The 18,588-nt window shown below is 45.1% G+C and carries 16 protein-coding genes; 10 read left to right on the top strand and 6 right to left on the bottom strand.

Going from position 1 to position 18,588, the window contains the following annotated elements:
* The first annotated feature begins 179 nt into the window (after positions 1 to 179).
* Positions 180 to 1,526, top strand: a complete 1,347-nt coding sequence (gene xylA / locus P3X63_RS20975; protein ID WP_277691897.1) for a xylose isomerase — start codon at positions 180 to 182, stop codon at positions 1,524 to 1,526.
* Positions 1,526 to 3,025, top strand: a complete 1,500-nt coding sequence (gene xylB / locus P3X63_RS20970) for a xylulokinase (protein WP_277691896.1) — start codon at positions 1,526 to 1,528, stop codon at positions 3,023 to 3,025. The genes xylA and xylB overlap by 1 nt, the downstream gene beginning before the upstream one ends.
* Positions 3,026 to 3,056: 31 nt before the next feature.
* Here the strand turns inward: xylB and P3X63_RS20965 are convergent, their stop codons facing one another.
* The 4 genes from P3X63_RS20965 to P3X63_RS20950 all read right to left on the bottom strand — a co-directional run bounded on the left by P3X63_RS20965 (position 3,057) and on the right by P3X63_RS20950 (position 6,296).
* Complete coding sequence (locus P3X63_RS20965; protein WP_026589183.1) at positions 3,057 to 4,595, bottom strand: solute symporter family protein; 1,539 nt, start codon at positions 4,593 to 4,595, stop codon at positions 3,057 to 3,059.
* The gene (locus tag P3X63_RS20960; protein WP_026589182.1) at positions 4,592 to 4,906 is read right to left on the bottom strand and encodes a DUF485 domain-containing protein; all 315 of its coding nucleotides are present in this window, start codon (positions 4,904 to 4,906) and stop codon (positions 4,592 to 4,594) included. Before P3X63_RS20960 ends, P3X63_RS20965 begins: the two co-directional genes overlap by 4 nt.
* Positions 4,907 to 5,077: 171 nt before the next feature.
* On the bottom strand, positions 5,078 to 5,641 hold the full coding sequence (locus P3X63_RS20955; RefSeq protein WP_277691895.1) for a flavodoxin family protein: 564 nt from the start codon (positions 5,639 to 5,641) through the stop codon (positions 5,078 to 5,080).
* Positions 5,642 to 6,146: 505 nt separating this feature from the next.
* Complete coding sequence (locus P3X63_RS20950) at positions 6,147 to 6,296, bottom strand: anti-repressor SinI family protein (RefSeq protein WP_035428549.1); 150 nt, start codon at positions 6,294 to 6,296, stop codon at positions 6,147 to 6,149.
* A gap of 830 nt (positions 6,297 to 7,126) precedes the next feature.
* Between P3X63_RS20950 and galE the strand changes: the two genes are divergently transcribed.
* The 5 genes from galE to qoxD all read left to right on the top strand — a co-directional run bounded on the left by galE (position 7,127) and on the right by qoxD (position 12,562).
* A complete protein-coding gene (galE, locus tag P3X63_RS20945) occupies positions 7,127 to 8,143 on the top strand; it encodes a UDP-glucose 4-epimerase GalE (protein ID WP_026589180.1) in 1,017 nt (338 codons plus the stop codon).
* A gap of 486 nt (positions 8,144 to 8,629) precedes the next feature.
* Positions 8,630 to 9,601: a cytochrome aa3 quinol oxidase subunit II gene (gene qoxA / locus P3X63_RS20940; RefSeq protein WP_277692955.1), complete on the top strand. Its 972-nt coding sequence runs from the start codon at positions 8,630 to 8,632 to the stop codon at positions 9,599 to 9,601.
* 17 nt (positions 9,602 to 9,618) lie between these two features.
* Positions 9,619 to 11,568, top strand: a complete 1,950-nt coding sequence (qoxB, locus tag P3X63_RS20935; protein ID WP_026589178.1) for a cytochrome aa3 quinol oxidase subunit I — start codon at positions 9,619 to 9,621, stop codon at positions 11,566 to 11,568.
* Between the two features lie 14 nt (positions 11,569 to 11,582).
* Positions 11,583 to 12,197, top strand: a complete 615-nt coding sequence (gene qoxC, locus P3X63_RS20930; RefSeq protein ID WP_026589177.1) for a cytochrome aa3 quinol oxidase subunit III — start codon at positions 11,583 to 11,585, stop codon at positions 12,195 to 12,197.
* Positions 12,197 to 12,562 (top strand): cytochrome aa3 quinol oxidase subunit IV, encoded by a 366-nt coding sequence (qoxD, locus tag P3X63_RS20925; RefSeq protein ID WP_077736010.1) that lies wholly within the window; start codon positions 12,197 to 12,199, stop codon positions 12,560 to 12,562. Before qoxC ends, qoxD begins: the two co-directional genes overlap by 1 nt.
* A 45-nt stretch (positions 12,563 to 12,607) precedes the next feature.
* Here qoxD and ywcE read toward each other — a convergent pair whose 3' ends face one another.
* Positions 12,608 to 12,868: a spore morphogenesis/germination protein YwcE gene (gene ywcE, locus P3X63_RS20920; protein WP_277691890.1), complete on the bottom strand. Its 261-nt coding sequence runs from the start codon at positions 12,866 to 12,868 to the stop codon at positions 12,608 to 12,610.
* Positions 12,869 to 13,115: 247 nt separating this feature from the next.
* Here ywcE and P3X63_RS20915 point away from each other — a divergent pair, with 247 nt between their 5' ends.
* Positions 13,116 to 14,282, top strand: coding sequence for a GNAT family N-acetyltransferase (locus P3X63_RS20915; protein ID WP_277691888.1), 1,167 nt, complete (start codon positions 13,116 to 13,118; stop codon positions 14,280 to 14,282).
* A 40-nt stretch (positions 14,283 to 14,322) separates the two neighbouring features.
* Here the strand turns inward: P3X63_RS20915 and P3X63_RS20910 are convergent, their stop codons facing one another.
* Positions 14,323 to 15,678, bottom strand: a complete 1,356-nt coding sequence (locus tag P3X63_RS20910) for a YjiH family protein (RefSeq protein WP_277691886.1) — start codon at positions 15,676 to 15,678, stop codon at positions 14,323 to 14,325.
* 281 nt (positions 15,679 to 15,959) lie between these two features.
* Between P3X63_RS20910 and P3X63_RS20905 the strand changes: the two genes are divergently transcribed.
* Positions 15,960 to 17,144 carry an FtsW/RodA/SpoVE family cell cycle protein gene (locus P3X63_RS20905; protein ID WP_026589172.1) on the top strand — a complete coding sequence of 395 codons (1,185 nt, stop codon included), beginning with the start codon at positions 15,960 to 15,962 and terminating at the stop codon, positions 17,142 to 17,144.
* Between the two features lie 118 nt (positions 17,145 to 17,262).
* Complete coding sequence (locus P3X63_RS20900) at positions 17,263 to 18,432, top strand: FtsW/RodA/SpoVE family cell cycle protein (RefSeq protein WP_277691884.1); 1,170 nt, start codon at positions 17,263 to 17,265, stop codon at positions 18,430 to 18,432.
* Positions 18,433 to 18,588 lie beyond the last annotated feature (156 nt).

The raw sequence follows: 18,588 nt of genomic DNA, 5'->3' as shown, positions 1-18,588 counted from the left end.
GATCACTCTCTTTTGCAATGGTATGTATCTTTTTTATTATAGTATAACAAATTTTAAAAACTCAATTTTTTCTAACATTACCAATTGAAAGCGTTTAATTTATCTTGTAAGATAAAAGTGTAAAAGTTAGTTTAATGGGTAAACAAACTTCCGGAGGAAAAATAAGGGGGAGATCGGACATGTTTTTTAAAGAGGTAGGCAAGGTCAAATATGAAGGCGCAGATTCGGAGCATCCATACGCGTATAAGTATTACAATCCTGAAGAACGTGTCGGCGGCAAAACGATGGAAGAACATCTCCGTTTTGCTGTTGCCTATTGGCATACGTTTGCTGCGGACGGGAAGGACCCTTTCGGCGATGCGACGATGAGCCGTTCGTGGAACCGGCTGACACATCCTTTAGATAAAGCAAAGGCCCGGGCTGAAGCGGCTTTTGAATTTTTTGAGAAGCTCGGCGTTCCCTATTTCTGTTTTCATGATGTGGATGTCGTTGATGAAGGCGATTCCTTGCGGGAAACGTTTATATACTTGGATAAAATGACTTCCTTTTTAAAAGAAATGATGGAGTCAACCGGTGTTAAATTGTTGTGGAATACAGCCAATATGTTTACACATCCAAGGTATGTCCATGGCGCGGCAACCTCCTGCAATGCGGATGTTTATGCACGCGCCGCGGCAATGGTGAAAAAAGGGCTGGAGATCGCCAAAGAGCTCGGCGCGGAAAATTATGTGTTCTGGGGCGGCAGGGAAGGCTATGAAACATTGCTCAATACAGATATGAAGCGTGAGCTGGATCATTTGGCGCACTTTTACAGAATGGCGGTTGATTATGCTGAAGAAATCGGTTTTAACGGCCAATTTTTGATTGAGCCAAAGCCGAAAGAGCCGACAAAGCATCAATACGATTTTGACGCGGCAACATCGATTGCTTTTCTGGAAACGTATGATTTAAAAGACCATTTCAAATTGAATTTGGAAGCGAATCACGCCACATTGGCAGGACATACGTTTGAGCATGAGCTCAGAGTGGCTGCGCTTCACGACATGTTCGGCTCGATTGATGCGAATCAGGGGGATCTGCTTTTGGGCTGGGATACTGATGAATTCCCGACGGATTTGTACTCTGCTGTTTTGGCGATGTATGAAATACTGAAAGCGGGAGGCTTCAAAACAGGGGGCATCAATTTTGACGCCAAGGTAAGGCGGGCCTCATTTGCGGATGAAGATCTATTTCTCGGCCACATTGCCGGGATGGATACGTATGCGATCGGACTGAAAGTCGCTCACCGGCTTTTGGAGGACAAAGTTCTCGAACGGATGGTCGAAAAGCGCTACAACAGTTATACGGATGGCATCGGTCTGGACATTGCAGAAGGACGGGCCGATCTAAAAAAGCTTGCCGCATATGCGCTTGAGAATGATCGGATTGAAAACCTATCCGGCCGCCAGGAACATTTGAAAGCGACAGTTAACCGCTATTTATTAAACGTTTTGCGCGAAACGCCGGCAGGAAAGGAGAAACAGTAGTGGAATATGTCATCGGGGCCGATCTTGGCACAAGCGCGGTAAAAGTCATACTTGTCAATCAAATCGGAGAATTGTGTGGAGAGGCCTCAAGGCCGTTTTCAATCATACAGCCGCATTCAGGCTGCTCTGAACAGGACCCAAACGAATGGACGGAAAAAACGAAGGAAGCCATTAAGGAATTGGTCGAAAAGTCCAGCGTTGAAGCAGAGCAGATTAAAGGCATCAGCTTTTCCGGACAGATGCACGGTTTGGTCCTTTTAAACCGGGAAGGAAAAGTATTGCGAAACGCGATTTTATGGAATGACACCCGGACGACAGAGCAATGCCGGCAGATTGAAGATGTGATCGGAAAAGAGCGGCTGCTGAAGCTTGTCAAAAATCCGGCCCTTGAAGGATTCACCCTTCCGAAGCTCTTGTGGGTAAAGGAACACGAAAAGGAACTGTTTGAAAAGGCAGCCGTCTTTTTGTTGCCGAAGGATTATGTCAGATTCAGAATGACGGGCCGCATTCACAGCGAATATTCAGATGCTGCCGGGACGCTTCTGCTTGATGTAAAGCATAAAACATGGAGCAAAGAGATTTGCAGCGGGCTTGGAATACCCGAATCCATTTGTCCCGAGCTGGTGGAATCGGGCGCCTTCGTCGGCTGTCTCACTCCTGAATTTGCAGCGGAGACCGGGCTTTCAAGCCATACTAAAGTGTTCGCCGGCGGGGCGGACAATGCCTGCGGAGCCGTTGGCGCCGGAATTTTAAAGGAAGGTGATGCTTTGTGCAGCATCGGCACATCAGGGGTCGTCCTCACCTATGAAAGTGACCCGGTGCAAGAGTTTAACGGGAATATACACTTTTTTAATCACGCTGCTCCCAAGGCGTATTATTCAATGGGAGTGACGCTTTCAGCCGGTCAGAGCCTCAGCTGGTTCAAGGATGTATTCGCTGAACACCTGTCATTTGATTCCTTAATCAGCGAACTGGATGACTCACAACCGGGAGCAGGGGGACTGTTGTTTACGCCATATCTTTCCGGAGAAAGAACTCCTCATGCAGACGCTGATATTCGCGCCAGCTTCATCGGGATGGACAGTTCTCATAAGAGGGCAGATTTTGTCAGGGCCGTCATTGAAGGGATTACATTTTCCCTCCATGAGAGCATTGAGCAATTTCGTGCAGGCGGTAAAGAAATCAGCCGCATCATTTCCATCGGCGGAGGCGCGAAAAGCGAAAAATGGCTGCAAATTCAAGCCGACATTTTTAATGCCGAGATCATCAGACTGACAAGCGAACAAGGACCGGCTTTTGGGGCGGCGATGCTCGCCGCGGTCGGGTGCGGCTGGTTTCCGACACTTGAATCATGCGCCGGACAATTTGTTCATGTCAAAGAGACGTTTACCCCCCGCAGAGCATTCAGCGGGCGGTATCAGGAGCTGTTTCAAATTTACCGGGATGTCTATCGAAAGACAAAATCATTGAATGAGCGGCTGGCGCGCTTTCGGATGTAGCCGAAAACCTGCGGCCGGGCCGCTCAAATGTTTACGACCGGTCCATATGGATACCAGTATGCGCTTTAACCTTGATCTCTTCAAATGCATCCTGATCAGAGGCTTTGGAAGATAAAACGGTTCCGAGATAAGCTCCTAAAAAGCCGAGCGGAATCGAGATAATTCCCGGATTTGAAATCGGGATCAGCGGGTCGCCGATAAAGATGGCATTTCCGGCCGGATCCCAAACACTCGGGCTGATGGAGACGAGAATCAGCGCGCTCAGAAGACCGGTCAAACTTCCAGTTAAAGCACCGGCCGTATTGAATCGCTTCCAGAAAACAGTGAAAACAATCAGCGGGAGGTTGGCGCTTGCCGCCACCGCGAACGCCAGTGATACAAGAAACGCGACATTCAGCGACTGAGCAAAGACAGCCAGCAGGATCGAAAGCACAGATACACCGATGGAGGCCCACCTTGCGGCGATCATTTGCTCTTTTTCCGTCGCTGCCCCTTTTCTAATAATCTGGCTGTAGATATCATGGGCAAAGGCGGACGCCGCCGAAAGCACCAATCCTGTGACAACCGCTAAAATCGTGGCGAAGGCGATCGCTGAGATAAAGGCGAACAAGAAATCTCCTCCAAGCGCCTGAGCCAAGAGCGGCGCAGCCATATTCCCCGCTTTATCCGCAGCTAAAATGTTTTCAAAACCGACAAATGCGGCAGCACCAAAACCGAGAAACACCGTCATAATATAAAATATACCGATAATCCATGTAGCGGAAATAACCGATTTTCTTGCCGTTTTGGCATCTTTCACCGTATAAAACCGGATGAGGATGTGGGGAAGCCCCGCCGTGCCGAGAACGAGCGCCAAGTTGAGAGAAAGCGTTTCAAGAGGAACCTTGTATTTATTCCCCGGATTTAAGAAATCCGCACCGAGCGGCGTGGCCGTTTTCATGTGCTCAAACATGTTTGTGAGGCTGAATCCGAATTTTGAGAAAACGAGTATCGATATGATGAGTGTTCCGGCCATTAAAAGGACCGCTTTAATGATCTGCACCCAGCTTGTCGCGATCATTCCTCCGAATACAACGTATATCGTCATTAAAACGCCGACAATGCAGACGGCAAGCGTATAGTCGATGCCAAGCAGAAGCTTGATGAGTGCTCCGGCGCCGACAAGCTGTGCGATCATATAGAATGTTGAGATGGCAATCGTGTTCAATGCTGCGACACCCCGGATTTTCTTTTGCTTGAACCGGGAGGCGATCATATCAGCCATCGTAAATTTCCCGAGGTTTCTAAGTGGCTCGGCCACGATATAAAGAACAACTAGATAAGCGACAAGAAATCCGATGCTGTAAAAAAATCCGTCAAAGCCGTTCAGCGCAATCATTCCCGCGATTCCAAGAAAAGAAGCCGCCGACATATAATCTCCAGCAATGGCCAGTCCGTTTTGAAGACCGGTCAGTCCCCCTCCTGCTGTATAAAACTCATTTGCCGTTTTGGTCCGCTTCGCCGCAAAATATGTGATGACAAGGGTGAGACCTACAATCGCAAGAAACAAAATAAAGGCCGTGCTGCTCATGATTCAACTCCTCCAAATTCCTTTTTAAAGTCTTCAGCCATCTTGTCAAACCGATCGGCTTTTTTCATGTAGAGAGTACAGAGCGTCCAGGTCATGGCAAACTGGGCAATCGCAAACACCCACGCCCAGGTAATGGCACCCACCGCAGGACGATTCAAAAATGTAAAATAGGATGTCATGATCGGCAGAAGAAAATAAAAGAGCAGAAAGAAAATCGTCATCGGCACGATAAAAGCCCGCTTTTGCTTTAACAGCTGCTGGAACGCGGGAGAAGCCGCAGCTCTGCTGTAATCTATTTCGGCTTTTTTCATTGTTGCATCCTCCTTCATAATTGTCTGAAAAGATACAACAAAGGTATGTAACAAGCTCTGGTTTTATTCTTCGAATTTCACATGCCCCTTATTTATATAAGATGAAAGACCTGACGATTTCCATGAAATATTTCCTCCATAAAGCGCTGCGGCTCTTCGGTTGTTCTCTTTTCATTCCATCTCCCTCTTTGTTGTTTCCATCAGCTTTTGCCGAAGCTCGTTTGCGGAAAAAAGTGCGGCAGAATCGTTCAAAACGGCGCCGGGGCGATTTCCTTTGCCGATGATATAACCGCCAAATGCCATGCCCATAAAATCAAAAATATATTGAAATTGCTGAATGAGAGGAAGCCCTTTGATGTGAGGCTCATCATCACCGACAGCAATGACATATGCCGTTTTCGCCGACATTTGCTGTTTGAACTGATCTCTTCCCATTTCAATTAATGTTTGTGACCAGCGGTCAATGAAATATTTCATCCGCCCTGACATGCCGAACCAGTAGATTGGAGTGGCGAAAACGACGATGTCATTTTCCAAAACTTTGTTGATCAGCTCTCTGTAGTCGTCGTCAGGATAAAACGGCCGCGCTTCAACATGCCTGTAATCCTGTACACTCTCGATATGGTAGTCGTGCAAACAGATCTTGTCGGCATCAAGGCCGTCTATTAACAGATCAACAAGCGCTTCGGTATTTCCGCCTTTACGCGAACTTCCGCAGATGACTGCAATCCCCATATAAACTTACCTCCTGTTGTGAATTCTATTTCAGTTTATAATGAGGACTTACAATCAGTAAAATTGATATTTTAGATTTTTATCATCGAAAAATCCGATTTTAATGTGTGATTAAGGATTTCTCCAAAACTCTGGGTCCGGTTTAGGGAGATTGCTTTTTCGGCAATGTGGAGAATACAATCGGTGAGGTGCAGCAAGAGCGGGCATGCCGCATGTTACAGAGGGCAGTAAGAGCTGCGGCCTCCCGGCATCCCTTTAGAATGGAGAGGGCCAGCATTGACAGTGAGTGCCCTTTGAGGCGTACTATCAATGCTTTAATGAAGTGCAGCTGAAAAAGCCAGCTGTTCTTTTTTATATCAAATACAAACTGATGCACATGCATCAGTTGTGCTTGTAAACATACGTCGTTATCAAATTTTTAAACACTCTTTGAAAACAGCCGGCTGGATCATCTCGAAAATTTCAAGATTCTACAGAACCGCCTGTTTTGTGGATTGGTAAAGCCCTACTGTCTCAGCTTTCTGTCAGCTTCTCCTTGTTTGCGCTGAGCGCGAAGAAAATCTTTAACATCTTCGACATGCAGCCCCAGTTTTTTCGCCTCCTTCATCAAAATCACCCAATCTTTGTCCAGCTTGTGTTTCGTTTGAGTATTCATAGATTCCTCCAATATGATAAGACGTTGTTCATCCCAAGGAAAACCTTATTTTTGCCTTGAGATGTATCAAAGTTATAAAACAACACCCATGTGAAAACAATGACAAATTTCATAAAAAGTTCACAAAGGCAGATCGATTCAACCTACCTATTCCCTAAATAACTGACTAAAAAAACCAAAAAATCTTAGATTCTTACTTATAATAATAAACAATCAATTACTGACTGGATAGTATTCAAATAAAAATGATTACTTTTCCCTATTAAGAATTTCTCAATTGCAGCCGAGTATCCTTTGAATATTCAAAAAATAATAGTGAAAAAAGAGCTGAAAAAGATCAATTTAATAGAGGTAAATCCACAAGCAGCAAGGGATTAAGAGATTCAGGCAGCGATTTGGCGAAAGGGTTCTTTTTGCTTATATGAGAAGTGGGATCAAAAGAGGGTAATCCGATCATACTACTTTAAATGATCATTAAGTGGAAAAAAAGAACTTTGTTTTCAAAACGAGAGAGAAAAGTATAGAATTTGGACAAAAACAAGCTTCTTTTCCAAGGGTGTTACTCGATTTTGGAGGAAAATCCGAACTATTCTAACAGAGTAATAAATTGGAACCAGCGAAGACGGGTGTTGTTTTCTGTGAAAATATTTTGACAACAAAGGCTGGAAAAGCTGGAAAATGGTAAAATGAAGTCGCCTGGTTTTTAACGATATGTATATGTTTGCTTGGAAATCGAATTCTCTGAAAATGAAGTGTTTGATCTATTGCGGGGAGAATCATAGGCATGCCATATTTAAGACAAAGTTTGAACTGAAAAGGAGAGAGAGAAGTTGGCAATTTTAGTATGCGGAGGTGCGGGCTACATCGGCAGTCATGCTGTGGCAGAGCTGTTGGAGCGCGGTGAGGAAGTCGTCATTATCGATAATCTGCAAACAGGGCATGAGGAGGCGGCGCTTTCCGGAGCCGCTTTTTATAAAGGAGATTTGCGTGATAAAGCGTTTCTGAAAAACGTGTTTCAGGAAAACGAGATCGAAGCGGTCATGCATTTTGCCGCCGACTCATTGGTTGGGGAAAGCGTGACAGAACCGCTCAAATATTACGATAACAATGTTTACGGAGCTGTCTGCCTGCTTGAGGTGATGAGGGCGTTTGATGTGAAGAAAATCGTCTTTTCATCAACTGCCGCTACATACGGGGAGCCTGACCGGGTTCCCATTATGGAGACGGACGTGACAGATCCGACAAATCCGTATGGAGAAACAAAGCTCGCCATTGAAAAAATGCTCAAGTGGTCGGAAAAAGCGTACGGCATCCGTCATGTTGTACTGCGCTATTTCAACGTAGCCGGGGCCCATCTCAAGGGGCTGATTGGAGAAGACCATCAGCCTGAAACACACCTCATCCCGATCATTCTTCAGGTTGCACTGGGCAAACGGGACAAAATCATGATCTTCGGGGACGACTATCCGACGCCGGACGGGACGTGTATCAGGGATTATATCCATGTGATGGATTTGGTCGATGCGCATATCCTTGCGGTGGAAAGGCTCCGTGACGGCGGCGAAAGCGCTGTTTACAACCTGGGAAACGGCACGGGCTTTTCGGTCAAAGAAGTCGTCGAGACGGCCCGCAAAGTAACAGGCTGCCGGATTCCGGCCGAGATTGCCGAACGGCGCGCTGGCGATCCGGCACAGCTTATCGCCTCTTCAGAGAAAGCGATGGACGAACTTGAGTGGAAGCCGAAGTACGCCGATTTGGAAACGATTATTGAAAGCGCGTGGAATTGGTTTAAAGAACACCCCGACGGCTACCGGTCCAAAAAAGAAGCGGTGTCGGACGGCAAGTAAGCGGTTTTTAAATCTAGGGCAAAAAGCGCTCTGCAATTCTCGCATTTGTTGAAGAGTCAATCAGTTTTAAGAGCTTTCAAACTTGAAAGCTCTTTTTTGTTTGTGGAAATGAACATGCGGGAATGTGAAAGAAGGATGGTCATGAATCCAGAAATGGTTTAACATGATTAAATCAATGATAAACCAAACTTTTTTATTTTGATAAACCTAAATTTGACAGATCGCCCCCGTTGGAAACCAATTACCAATGCTTGCTTTCTATGTAAAAAGAACTAAAAAATTACCAACAAATTTCCTCCGTTATTCATATTATTATGGACAAAATTTGACGATTTTATGACATTTGGGTGAAAAAAAGGTGAACTTTCGAAAAAAATAAGGCTAATTGGTGAAGATTTTGATAGCATAGCAAGGTAGAAGAAAAAGTTTCAGAATCCTTTTATTTAGATATTCTGACCAAATTTTATGCATCATTAAGGAAGGATGGTGATCCTCTTGTTCAGAGCATTCAAGCCACTGATTCTGCTTGCACTGCTTTCATCTGTATTTTTATTGGGTGGCTGCAGTCAAATTGCGGTATTAGATCCTAAGGGGCCGGTTGCTTCACAGCAAAGAGATCTTATTTTATTATCGATTGGATTTATGCTGTTTATCGTAGCGGTCGTTTTTGTCCTTTTTACGGTCATGATCGTCAAATACCGTGAACGCAAAGACCGAAAGTCACCATACAGTCCGGAAGTGGAAGGCAATACGTTTTTAGAAATTGTCTGGACAGTGGTTCCGATTTTAATTGTCATTGCGCTGTCTGTGCCGACAGTTCAAACAATTTATTCTCTAGAAGAGGCTCCAAAAGCATCAAAGGATAAAGAACCTTTGGTTGTTTATGCTACATCTGTCGATTGGAAATGGGTATTCAGCTATCCTGAACAGGATATTGAAACGGTCAACTACTTGAATATCCCGACAGACCGACCGATTTTGTTTAAAATTTCATCTGCCGATTCTATGGCATCACTATGGATTCCGCAGCTTGGCGGACAGAAATATGCGATGTCCGGAATGGAAATGGAGCAATACCTGCAGGCAGATCATGAAGGAACATATAAAGGCCGCAACGCAAACTTCACAGGCGAAGGGTTTGCGGAACAGACATTTGACGTCAAAGCGGTATCTCAAAGCGACTTCAATGAGTGGGTGCAGAAAACGCAAAAAGAAGCTCCAAAGCTGACGAAGAGCAAGTATGATGAACTGATGCTTCCTCAGAATGTGGATGAGATGACGTTTTCATCTACGCATCTGAAATACGTCAATCATGGAAATGATGCGGAATACGCCGTAAAAGCACGCGAAAGATTAGGCTGGGAGCCGAAATCTCCGCACTCCAAATCAGATCCGTTTGAAAATGTGAAGACAGAAGACAATCAAAAACAATCTGAGCACTTTAATGATTCTCACTAGGAAAGGAGGAAGCTTGCATGCATTTGAAATGGGACGAATTCATAATTACAGGTGACCCATTAATTCTCGGCGCGCAGATTTCCATTTTGCTAACATCTCTTGCAATCGTATTTGTGCTGACATATTTTAAAAAGTGGAAATGGCTTTGGAGAGAATGGATTACCACCGTCGACCATAAACGACTAGGGATTATGTACATTCTTGCCGCAGTGATTATGTTTTTCCGCGGCGGTGTCGATGGATTAATGATGCGTGCCCAGCTCACGCTTCCTAATAACAGCTTTTTAGATTCAAATCACTACAATGAAGTATTTACGACTCACGGTACGATCATGATCATCTTCATGGCGATGCCGTTTCTTATTGGATTAATGAACGTTGTCGTACCTCTTCAAATCGGTGCACGCGATGTTGCATTTCCGTATTTGAACAACTTAAGCTTCTGGACCTTCATGGTCGGAGCGATGCTGTTTAATATTTCGTTCGTGATCGGCGGATCACCGAATGCAGGATGGACCGCATACATGCCTCTTGCAGGCAATGAACTGAGTCCTGGACCTGGGCAGAACTATTACTTGCTCGGTCTTCAGATCGCCGGTATCGGTACGCTGCTCACCGGGATCAACTTTATGGTCACCATCCTGAAAATGCGCACAAAAGGCATGACCCTCTGGCGGATGCCGATGTTCACTTGGACAACGCTGATCACTTGTGTAATTATCATTTTCGCCTTCCCTGTCTTGACAGTGGCTTTGGCGCTGATGACATTTGACCGCTTGTTCGGAACAGCCTTTTTCACGTTGGCAAACGGCGGTATGCCGATGCTTTGGGCGAACCTTTTCTGGATTTGGGGACACCCTGAGGTTTATATCGTTATTTTGCCCGCTTTCGGTATTTTTTCAGAAATTATTGCGACATTTGCAAGAAAGCAGCTGTTCGGCTATAAAGCAATGGTTTATTCGATTGTTGCCATTTCGGTTCTCAGCTTCGTCGTTTGGCTGCACCACTTTTTCACAATGGGCAACAGCGCGGCGGTCAACTCGTTCTTCTCGATTACGACGATGGCGATATCCGTACCGACCGGTGTTAAAATCTTTAACTGGCTGTTGACGCTGCATCGAGGCAGAATCAAAATCACAACTCCGATGCTGTGGTCGCTCGCATTTATTCCTAACTTCGTCATCGGCGGGGTTACGGGCGTTATGCTGGCGATGGCTGCTGCGGATTATCAATATCACAACACATACTTCCTCGTATCGCACTTTCACTATGTGCTGATTGCGGGTACTGTGTTTGCTTGTTTTGCCGGATTTATCTTCTGGTATCCGAAAATGTTCGGCCACAAACTGAACGAACGCATCGGAAAATGGTTCTTCTGGCTGTTTATGACCGGCTTTAACATCTGTTTCTTCCCGATGTATTTCCTGGGATTGCAGGGAATGCCGCGCCGTATTTACACATACGGAGCAGAAGACGGCTGGACTGCATTGAACATGATTGCGACATTTGGCGCATTGCTGATGGCCGCAGGGTTCATCGTTCTCTGCTACAACATTTTCTACAGCTTCCGTCATGCAAAACGCGAGGAATCAGGAGATGCTTGGGGAATGGGTCGTACGCTTGAATGGGCTACGTCATCTGCGATCCCGCCGCACTACAACTTTGCGGTTCTGCCTGAAGTTACATCACCTGATGCTTTTGCGCAAATGAAGGAAGACAAAGTCGATATTCATCCTGAAAGCAAGTTTAAAAAGATTCATATGCCGAGCAATTCAGGACGTCCGTTTATCATGTCGCTATGCTTCGGTTTTGCAGGATTCGGACTTGTCTTTGAATGGTATTGGATGGGAATCGTCGGTCTGATCGGTGTATTCCTCTGTATGATTCTTCGTTCATTTGAATATGACGACGGCTACTATGTAAGTGTTGAGGAAATAAAAGAGACTGAACGAAAGAATGCCAAGTAAAGGAGGCGTGACTGATGGAACATGCAGAACATAGCAATTCAAACGCTCCTATGGAATATCGGTCTGAGATAGGAAGATTGAACATCCTTGGCTTTTGGATCTTTCTTGGAGCGGAAATTGCGTTATTCTCTACGCTGTTTTCGACCTATGCTGTTCTTCATAACCGGACAGCAGGAGGCGTATTGCCGGCAGAGCTGTTTGACGCCAAGCTTGTCTTAATCATGACGTTCCTGCTGTTAACGAGCAGTTTTACATGCGGTATTGCCGTTCATGAAATGAGACGCGGAAGCTTAAAAGGTGTGATGATTTGGATGATCATTACACTCCTGCTTGGTGCAGGCTTTGTATTCTATGAGATTACGGAGTTCACACATTATGTGCATGAAGGTGCCACTTTATCAACAAGTGCTTTCTGGTCGGCGTTCTTCGTCCTGCTTGGAACGCACGGACTGCACGTGTCGATCGGTATCTTCTGGATCATCGGTATTTTACTGCAGACGAAAAAGCGCGGTCTGACGCCGCAAACTTCTGCTAAATTGTTTATTTCAAGCTTATATTGGCACTTTTTAGACGTGGTATGGATCTTCATCTTTACCGGAGTCTATTTGATAGGGTTGGTGAATGTATAATGGCGGCAAAACAATCGGCTGAACACAGCCACTTTCCTTGGAAGCATATTGTCGGGTTCGTAATGTCCATTGTGCTCACCTTATTGGCCCTATGGGTGATCTATACCGATTTAAGCATGACTGCAAAGCTGTGGATTATTTTTGGCTTTGCTATCATCCAGGCTGCACTTCAGCTCTTGATGTTTATGCATATGACTGAAAGTGACAGCGGAAATATCCAAGTCGGAAACACGCTCTTTGCTGCATTTATTGCAATTGCTATTGTAGTCGGTTCTATTTGGATCTTCGCGGCTCATACTCATCACGGAGACAATCCTGAAGGCGGATCTCCGGGTGAACATCACTCTGAGCATAGCGGACATTAATCAAATCAAGCAAAACCCTCTTGGAAACAAGAGGGTTTTTTCGTATTATCGGCTCATGTGTTTTCGAATCAATGGAAGTCCGTAAATGAAGAAGGCGGCGACATGGGCAATGATGACGTTGAGAATGAAGAGTGCGATCATGAGAGAGTGTCCTGTAGGAGAAAGACTGCTTGTCATGTAGAAAAAGAAGAATACCCACATTAAAATGATTGGCGGTATAGACGAAAGTGCGACCTTTTTGTTATCCAGCCATAAAAACAGTGGAGTGGCGCTTGCGATCAGCAAGTAAGCGAAAAACATATCCATACGTTTTCAGCCCCTTTCAATAATGATAACGCTGTCAAAACAAGCGGGTTAAATATGAATTTGTGTCTAACTGAAGAATATTTTGTGAACATTCTGTTACATTTATTATACCACGTTATTCGAAAAATGATACATAATGGAAAACATTTTCCGCTCCAACTAACGGCTCAATTTTTGCGTCAGCTCAGTAGGAAATAAAGGGCAGAAAAGAGAATATATTGTGGAATAAATATACCTTAGGAGGCTGATGATGCGAAGGTTGGCCGAATTGACGTCAGAGGCGGATATTCTGGAAGCGATCCGCCTTTCAGAATATGCTTTTCAGAGAAAGCTTTCCGAAAAAGAACTGGCAAAAGCAAAACAACTTTATCAAAAGCATGAAGTGATTGGCATCAAAGAGGGCGGAAAACTTCTTTCAAAGCTGAATATCATTCCGTTTAAAGCTCAAATCGAGCATCTCGATATGGATATGGGAGGGATTGCAGGTGTCGCGGCTTGGCCTGAGGAACGCCGAAAGGGAACGGTCAGACAGCTATTGGTGGAGTCTTTGAAAAGAATGAGGGAGAATCAGCAGACCATCAGCTTTTTACACCCTTTTAAAATCGCTTTTTACCGCAAGTTTGGCTGGGAATTGGCGTTTTATCAAAAGGTTTATCGGCTGAAGCGTGAACATCTCACACCTTTTGAACAAACGGACGGCTTTGTCAGAAGGCTGGAAAAAGCCGAAGGACAGGCTGCAGCGGGACTGCTATATGATCAGTTCCGAAGCCGCCATAATGGTTTGTTAAGGCGGGAGGCAGACTATTGGATGACAGATATTTTGGAAGATTCCGTGGTAACTGCTGTATATTATTCAAAGGAAGGCGTCCCGCTCGGCTATATGCTCTACACAATCGAAAATCGCAAAATGACGATTGATGAGCTGATTTGCATTCGGCATGAAGCGCGGATGGGACTATGGAATTTCATTTGCCAGCATGACTCGATGATCGAAGAGCTTGAAATGACAGTCCAGCCTGAAGATGGTCTCGATTATCACCTTGATGAGCCAAAAATCAAGCAGGAAATTCAGCCCTACGCGATGGCGAGAATCACCGATATCGGTTCTTTTCTGGAGCAATACCCGCTCAGACGGCGAATTGAAGAGCCGTTCATTTTTCAGGTCAAGGACAACGCGGCTCCATGGAATAACCGAACATTCAAGGTTGATAAACAGGGTGTTGAAGCCGCAGATGAAAAAAGAGATGCGGGTTGTCTCACCGGCGATATCGCGGCTCTCACGGCGTTTTTCCTTGGTGCGCGAAGCGCCCGGTTTTTATATGAGTCCGGCAGACTGACGGGAAGCGAAAAGGAAGTGATGCGGCTGGATGACACGATCAGGCCGCGGAGTCCTTGGATCAATGACTTTTTCTGAATGAAAAAGCCCTTGGAATGGAAACCAAGGGCCGTTTACTTTAAAAAATAAAGTGGGCGCACAAGACAATGATAGGCAGTGTAATCAGCGTTCGAACGATAAAAATCAAGACCAGGTCGATAAATGTCACCGGGATTTTCGAACCGAGCAGAAGGCCGCCGACTTCAGACATATAGATTAATTGAGTGACGGATACACAGGCGATGATGAAACGCGTCATATCGCTCTCAATGCCGCTTCCAAGCACAGACGGAAGGAACATGTCGGCAAAGCCGACGACAAGCGTCTGTGAGGCTTCTGCGGCTTCAGGGACCTGCAGCAGCTGAAGCAGCGGGATAAACGGCAGACCAAGCCACTTGAATACAGGCGTGTACTCGGCGACAATCAGTGCAGCCGTGCCGAGCGCCATGACGACGGGAGCCACGCCCATCCACATATCGAGTACATTTTTGGTCCCATCCTGCAAAAATTCTTTGACGCTTGAATTCTGCTTCGCCTTGGCGACAGCCTGGGTGAGACCCCATTTGAACGGTGTGAACCCTTCCGGAATCTGCTCATGGTCCTGATCTTTCTGATCTGTAATATACGTATCAGCCTTTCTTGATAAAGGCGGAATACGAGGACTGACCACGGCCGCAACGGCTCCGGCCAGCAGTATGGTCAAATAAAATGGAACAAACATATGGCCCAAGCCCACCTGCGAAATAATCACGAGGCAGAATGTGATGGAGACGACGGAGAAAGTCGTGCCGATGATGGCGGCCTCACGCTTTGTATAAAATCCGTCTTCGTATTGTTTGCTTGTGAGGAGAACGCCGATCGTTCCGTCTCCAAGCCATGAGGCCATACAATCAATGGAAGACCGCCCGGGCAGCCTGAAGACAGGCCTCATCAGTTTTTTCATCAGCGCCCCGCACAATTCCAACAGACCGAAATTCAGCAGAAAAGGCAGGAAAAGACCTGCGAAAAAAAAGACGGAAAAGAGAACCGGAAGCAGATCAAACAATAATGTTCCACCCGTGCTGTCGGCATACACGGCTTCAGGTCCAAACTTAAAATATGTCATCACTGCGAAAATCATCCCGAACAAACGGACGATGTACCAGAATAAAGATACATTCAGCAGCTTATAGAAAAATTCGCTTTTCTTGATGAAAGACGGATGGAAGGTTTTCGTGATAAAGGTTAAGATAAATGTTACGGTGACGATCAACATCATAATGAACGGCAGCTGCCGGTGAAGCAGTTCCTGCAGTGCATTAGAAAAAATCGCAATCGGAATCGTTAAATCTCCTGCAATCTGAACGGGAATCATAAATAAAATAATTCCGATAAGCGAAGGGATCAAAAACTTTATCAGATCAAGCCGTTTACGCTTTTGAAGTGCTTTATCCAAATTAAAAACTCCTTATGGTTATGCTTTCGTCAGCCCATGAATATTTGCCGACAAAAATTTAATTTTATGCAACATTACTCATTTTAATACAAATCAATCAAAAATCAATGACTTTATCAAATTCGACAATAGTTGGAAGAATCCTTTAAAATGAAGAAGGAATTTTTTTGTGTATGTTTCATTCGAAACATTTTGGTTTTTTGTACGTCATATCATTTGTGAGGAAGTTGATACTGTCTTCACTATATTGCATTGTGTCAGAAATAAGGGCGGGATTTTGAATGAGTCAGAGAAAAAACATATCAAATCCCTTTTATCAAGGCGATTTGATCTTCGTATTTATAGTCTTTTTTATCATCAGCATTGTGGCGGTATACGCCGCTCAGCAATTTAACCAATACAATGAGCCGTTTGCGATGAAGCAGTCCCTGTACTATTTGCTGGGAGCGCTCATCGTCATTCTGTTTCTATACTTTGATTTGGAGCAGCTTGAAAAGCTCAGCTTTTATTTTTACATACTCGGCATCCTGATGCTGATTGTGTTAAAATTCAGCCCCTCTTATATAGGGTCTTACAGGTTTGCTCCGGTTATCAATGGCGCAAAAAGCTGGTTTATGCTTCCCGGCTTTACATTGCAGCCGTCTGAGTTTATGAAAATCGGCTTGATCATGTATTTAGCATCGTTTATGTCCAAACATAGTCCAACCGGAAAGCGGACGTTAAAAGAGGATTGGATCTTTTTATTGAAAATCTTCGGCATCGTCATTTTGCCGGCGGGGCTGATTTTAGAACAGGACACAGGTACGGCCGGGATCGTCATGTTTGTGATTCTTGTGATGATCTTCCTTTCAGGTGTCAACTGGAAGCTCATTTCACTGATCTTCTTATCAGGCCTCAGCGTAGCCGTTTTAATATTGTATGTCATCATCAAATTCCCGGATGTTGCGGGTGCGGTCGGAATTGAGAAATACCAGATTAACCGGGTTATGACCTGGGTTAATCCGAGCGAACAAACTGCAGATGACAAAATGCAGGTCGACAGGGCGCAAATGGCGATCGGTTCAGGAAAAGTGTTCGGCAACGGTGTAAACGATCTGCAAGTATATGTCCCCGAAGCCCAAACAGACTTTATTTTTGCCGTCATTGGCGAGAGCTTCGGTTTTACCGGCTGCACCTTTGTCGTCATCATGTTTTTCTTTTTCATTTACCGGCTTGTCGTTTTAATAGACCGAATACATCCGTTCAGCAAATTTGCCTCATTTTTCTGTGCAGGTTTTACGGCGTTGATCGTCATCCATACCTTTCAAAACATCGGCATGAACATTGGAATTATGCCTGTCACAGGTGTTCCCCTGCTGTTGGTCAGCTATGGGGGGAGCTCCATCGTCGCTACTTTAATCGGGTTTGCGATCGTCTATAATGCAAGCTGCCAATTAACGAGATACCAAAGCTATATGTTTAAATAACAGCCTGTACATTCAGGCTGTTATTTTTATGGGAAGCACCCCCTTTTCGTGTATTCTTCGATACTGTTCATGTATAATGAAAGATAGTGTTTTTGATGAAGGAATAAGGCGGGGTATCATGGGTCATAAGAAAAATGAGACAAGTCCCTATTATCAGGGTGATTTGATTTTTATATTAAGTGTGTTCTTTATCATCAGCGTGATTGCTGTTTATGCAGCACAGCCGTCATTCGCTTTAAACGGCTATCCGGCAAAGCAGCTGATCTATTATTTGCTCGGCATTGCCGTGGTCGTCGGTTTTCTTTATTTTGATTTGGAGCAGCTCGAAAAGTTCAGCGTGTATATATTTGTATTTGGCATCCTGTCATTGATCATTTTGAAATTCAGTCCCGAGTCGATTGCACCGGTTAAAAAAGGGGCGAAGAGCTGGTTTCAATTTGGAACGGTGACATTGCAGCCGTCTGAGTTTATGAAAATCGGTTTGATCATGATGCTGGCTTCCGTGATTTCAAAAGCGAGTCCAAAGGGTTCTCGCACCTTGCGGGAGGATGTTCACCTTTTGCTGAAAATCGCGGCTGTATCAGCGGTTCCGATCGGCTTGATTTTGATGCAGGACGCGGGGACGGCTGGAATCTGCATGTTCTTTGTCGCCGTCATGGTGTTTTTGTCGGGAATCAATTGGAAACTGATTTTTATCATCGTCGGCAGCGGCGTTTCGCTTGTTTTGCTCGTTTTATTTCTGGTGATCCATTTTCCCGAGTTTTCGCGGAATACACTGCATATTAAGGAGTACCAGATCAACAGGGTGATGACATGGGTTGATTCTGACCAGCAGACCGCCAATGACACTTATCAGACAGAAAAAGCCGTTATGGCGATTGGATCAGGAGAAATATTCGGCACTGGTATGAACAATATGAAAGTCCATGTTCCTGAAGGCCAAACCGACTTTATCTTCGCCGTCATCGGCGAAAGCTTTGGCTTTATCGGCTGTACTTTTGTCGTGCTGATATTTTTCTTTCTCATTTACCGGCTTGTCGTTCTGATCGATAAAATACATCGGTATAATCGGTTTGCCGCTTTTTTCTGTGTCGGGTATACCGCGCTGATTGTGATTCACACGTTCCAAAACATCGGGATGAACATCGGGCTGATGCCTGTCACAGGTGTTCCTCTGCTGTTGGTCAGCTATGGGGGCAGCTCTATTTTGTCGGCCCTTATCGGCTATGCCATCGTCTATAATGCAAGCTGCCAGCTAAGCAAATATCAAGGCTATATGTTTAAATAAACGCCAAAAAAAGACAGCCGATCCGGCTGTCTTTAATTTGTATTCGGCAGCGGCCGCCACATGGAGGGTGTGAACTTCTTCTCCAAACAAAACTGTCCGGTGTTCCATCAGCACAAAAGCCCGCTGTATGCGCGTCATCTTTCTTTCGATTCAATT

It is taken from the genome of Bacillus sp. HSf4 (assembly GCF_029537375.1).
GTDB lineage: Bacteria > Bacillota > Bacilli > Bacillales > Bacillaceae > Bacillus > Bacillus sonorensis_A.
Note: the sequence above shows the minus strand (reverse complement) of the source record. Positions and strands in the feature narration are given on the sequence as shown.

Coding starts and splice junctions, on each gene's coding strand:
- P3X63_RS20905 (WP_026589172.1), top strand. CDS start 15,960: ATGAGTCAGAGAAAAAACATATCAAATCCCTTTTATCAAGGCGATTTG.
- P3X63_RS20960 (WP_026589182.1), bottom strand. CDS start 4,906: ATGAAAAAAGCCGAAATAGATTACAGCAGAGCTGCGGCTTCTCCCGCG.
- qoxD (WP_077736010.1), top strand. CDS start 12,197: ATGGCGGCAAAACAATCGGCTGAACACAGCCACTTTCCTTGGAAGCAT.
- xylA (WP_277691897.1), top strand. CDS start 180: ATGTTTTTTAAAGAGGTAGGCAAGGTCAAATATGAAGGCGCAGATTCG.
- P3X63_RS20950 (WP_035428549.1), bottom strand. CDS start 6,296: ATGAATACTCAAACGAAACACAAGCTGGACAAAGATTGGGTGATTTTG.
- qoxB (WP_026589178.1), top strand. CDS start 9,619: ATGCATTTGAAATGGGACGAATTCATAATTACAGGTGACCCATTAATT.
- qoxC (WP_026589177.1), top strand. CDS start 11,583: ATGGAACATGCAGAACATAGCAATTCAAACGCTCCTATGGAATATCGG.
- P3X63_RS20900 (WP_277691884.1), top strand. CDS start 17,263: ATGGGTCATAAGAAAAATGAGACAAGTCCCTATTATCAGGGTGATTTG.
- P3X63_RS20915 (WP_277691888.1), top strand. CDS start 13,116: ATGATGCGAAGGTTGGCCGAATTGACGTCAGAGGCGGATATTCTGGAA.
- P3X63_RS20955 (WP_277691895.1), bottom strand. CDS start 5,641: ATGGGGATTGCAGTCATCTGCGGAAGTTCGCGTAAAGGCGGAAATACC.
- P3X63_RS20965 (WP_026589183.1), bottom strand. CDS start 4,595: ATGAGCAGCACGGCCTTTATTTTGTTTCTTGCGATTGTAGGTCTCACC.
- ywcE (WP_277691890.1), bottom strand. CDS start 12,868: ATGGATATGTTTTTCGCTTACTTGCTGATCGCAAGCGCCACTCCACTG.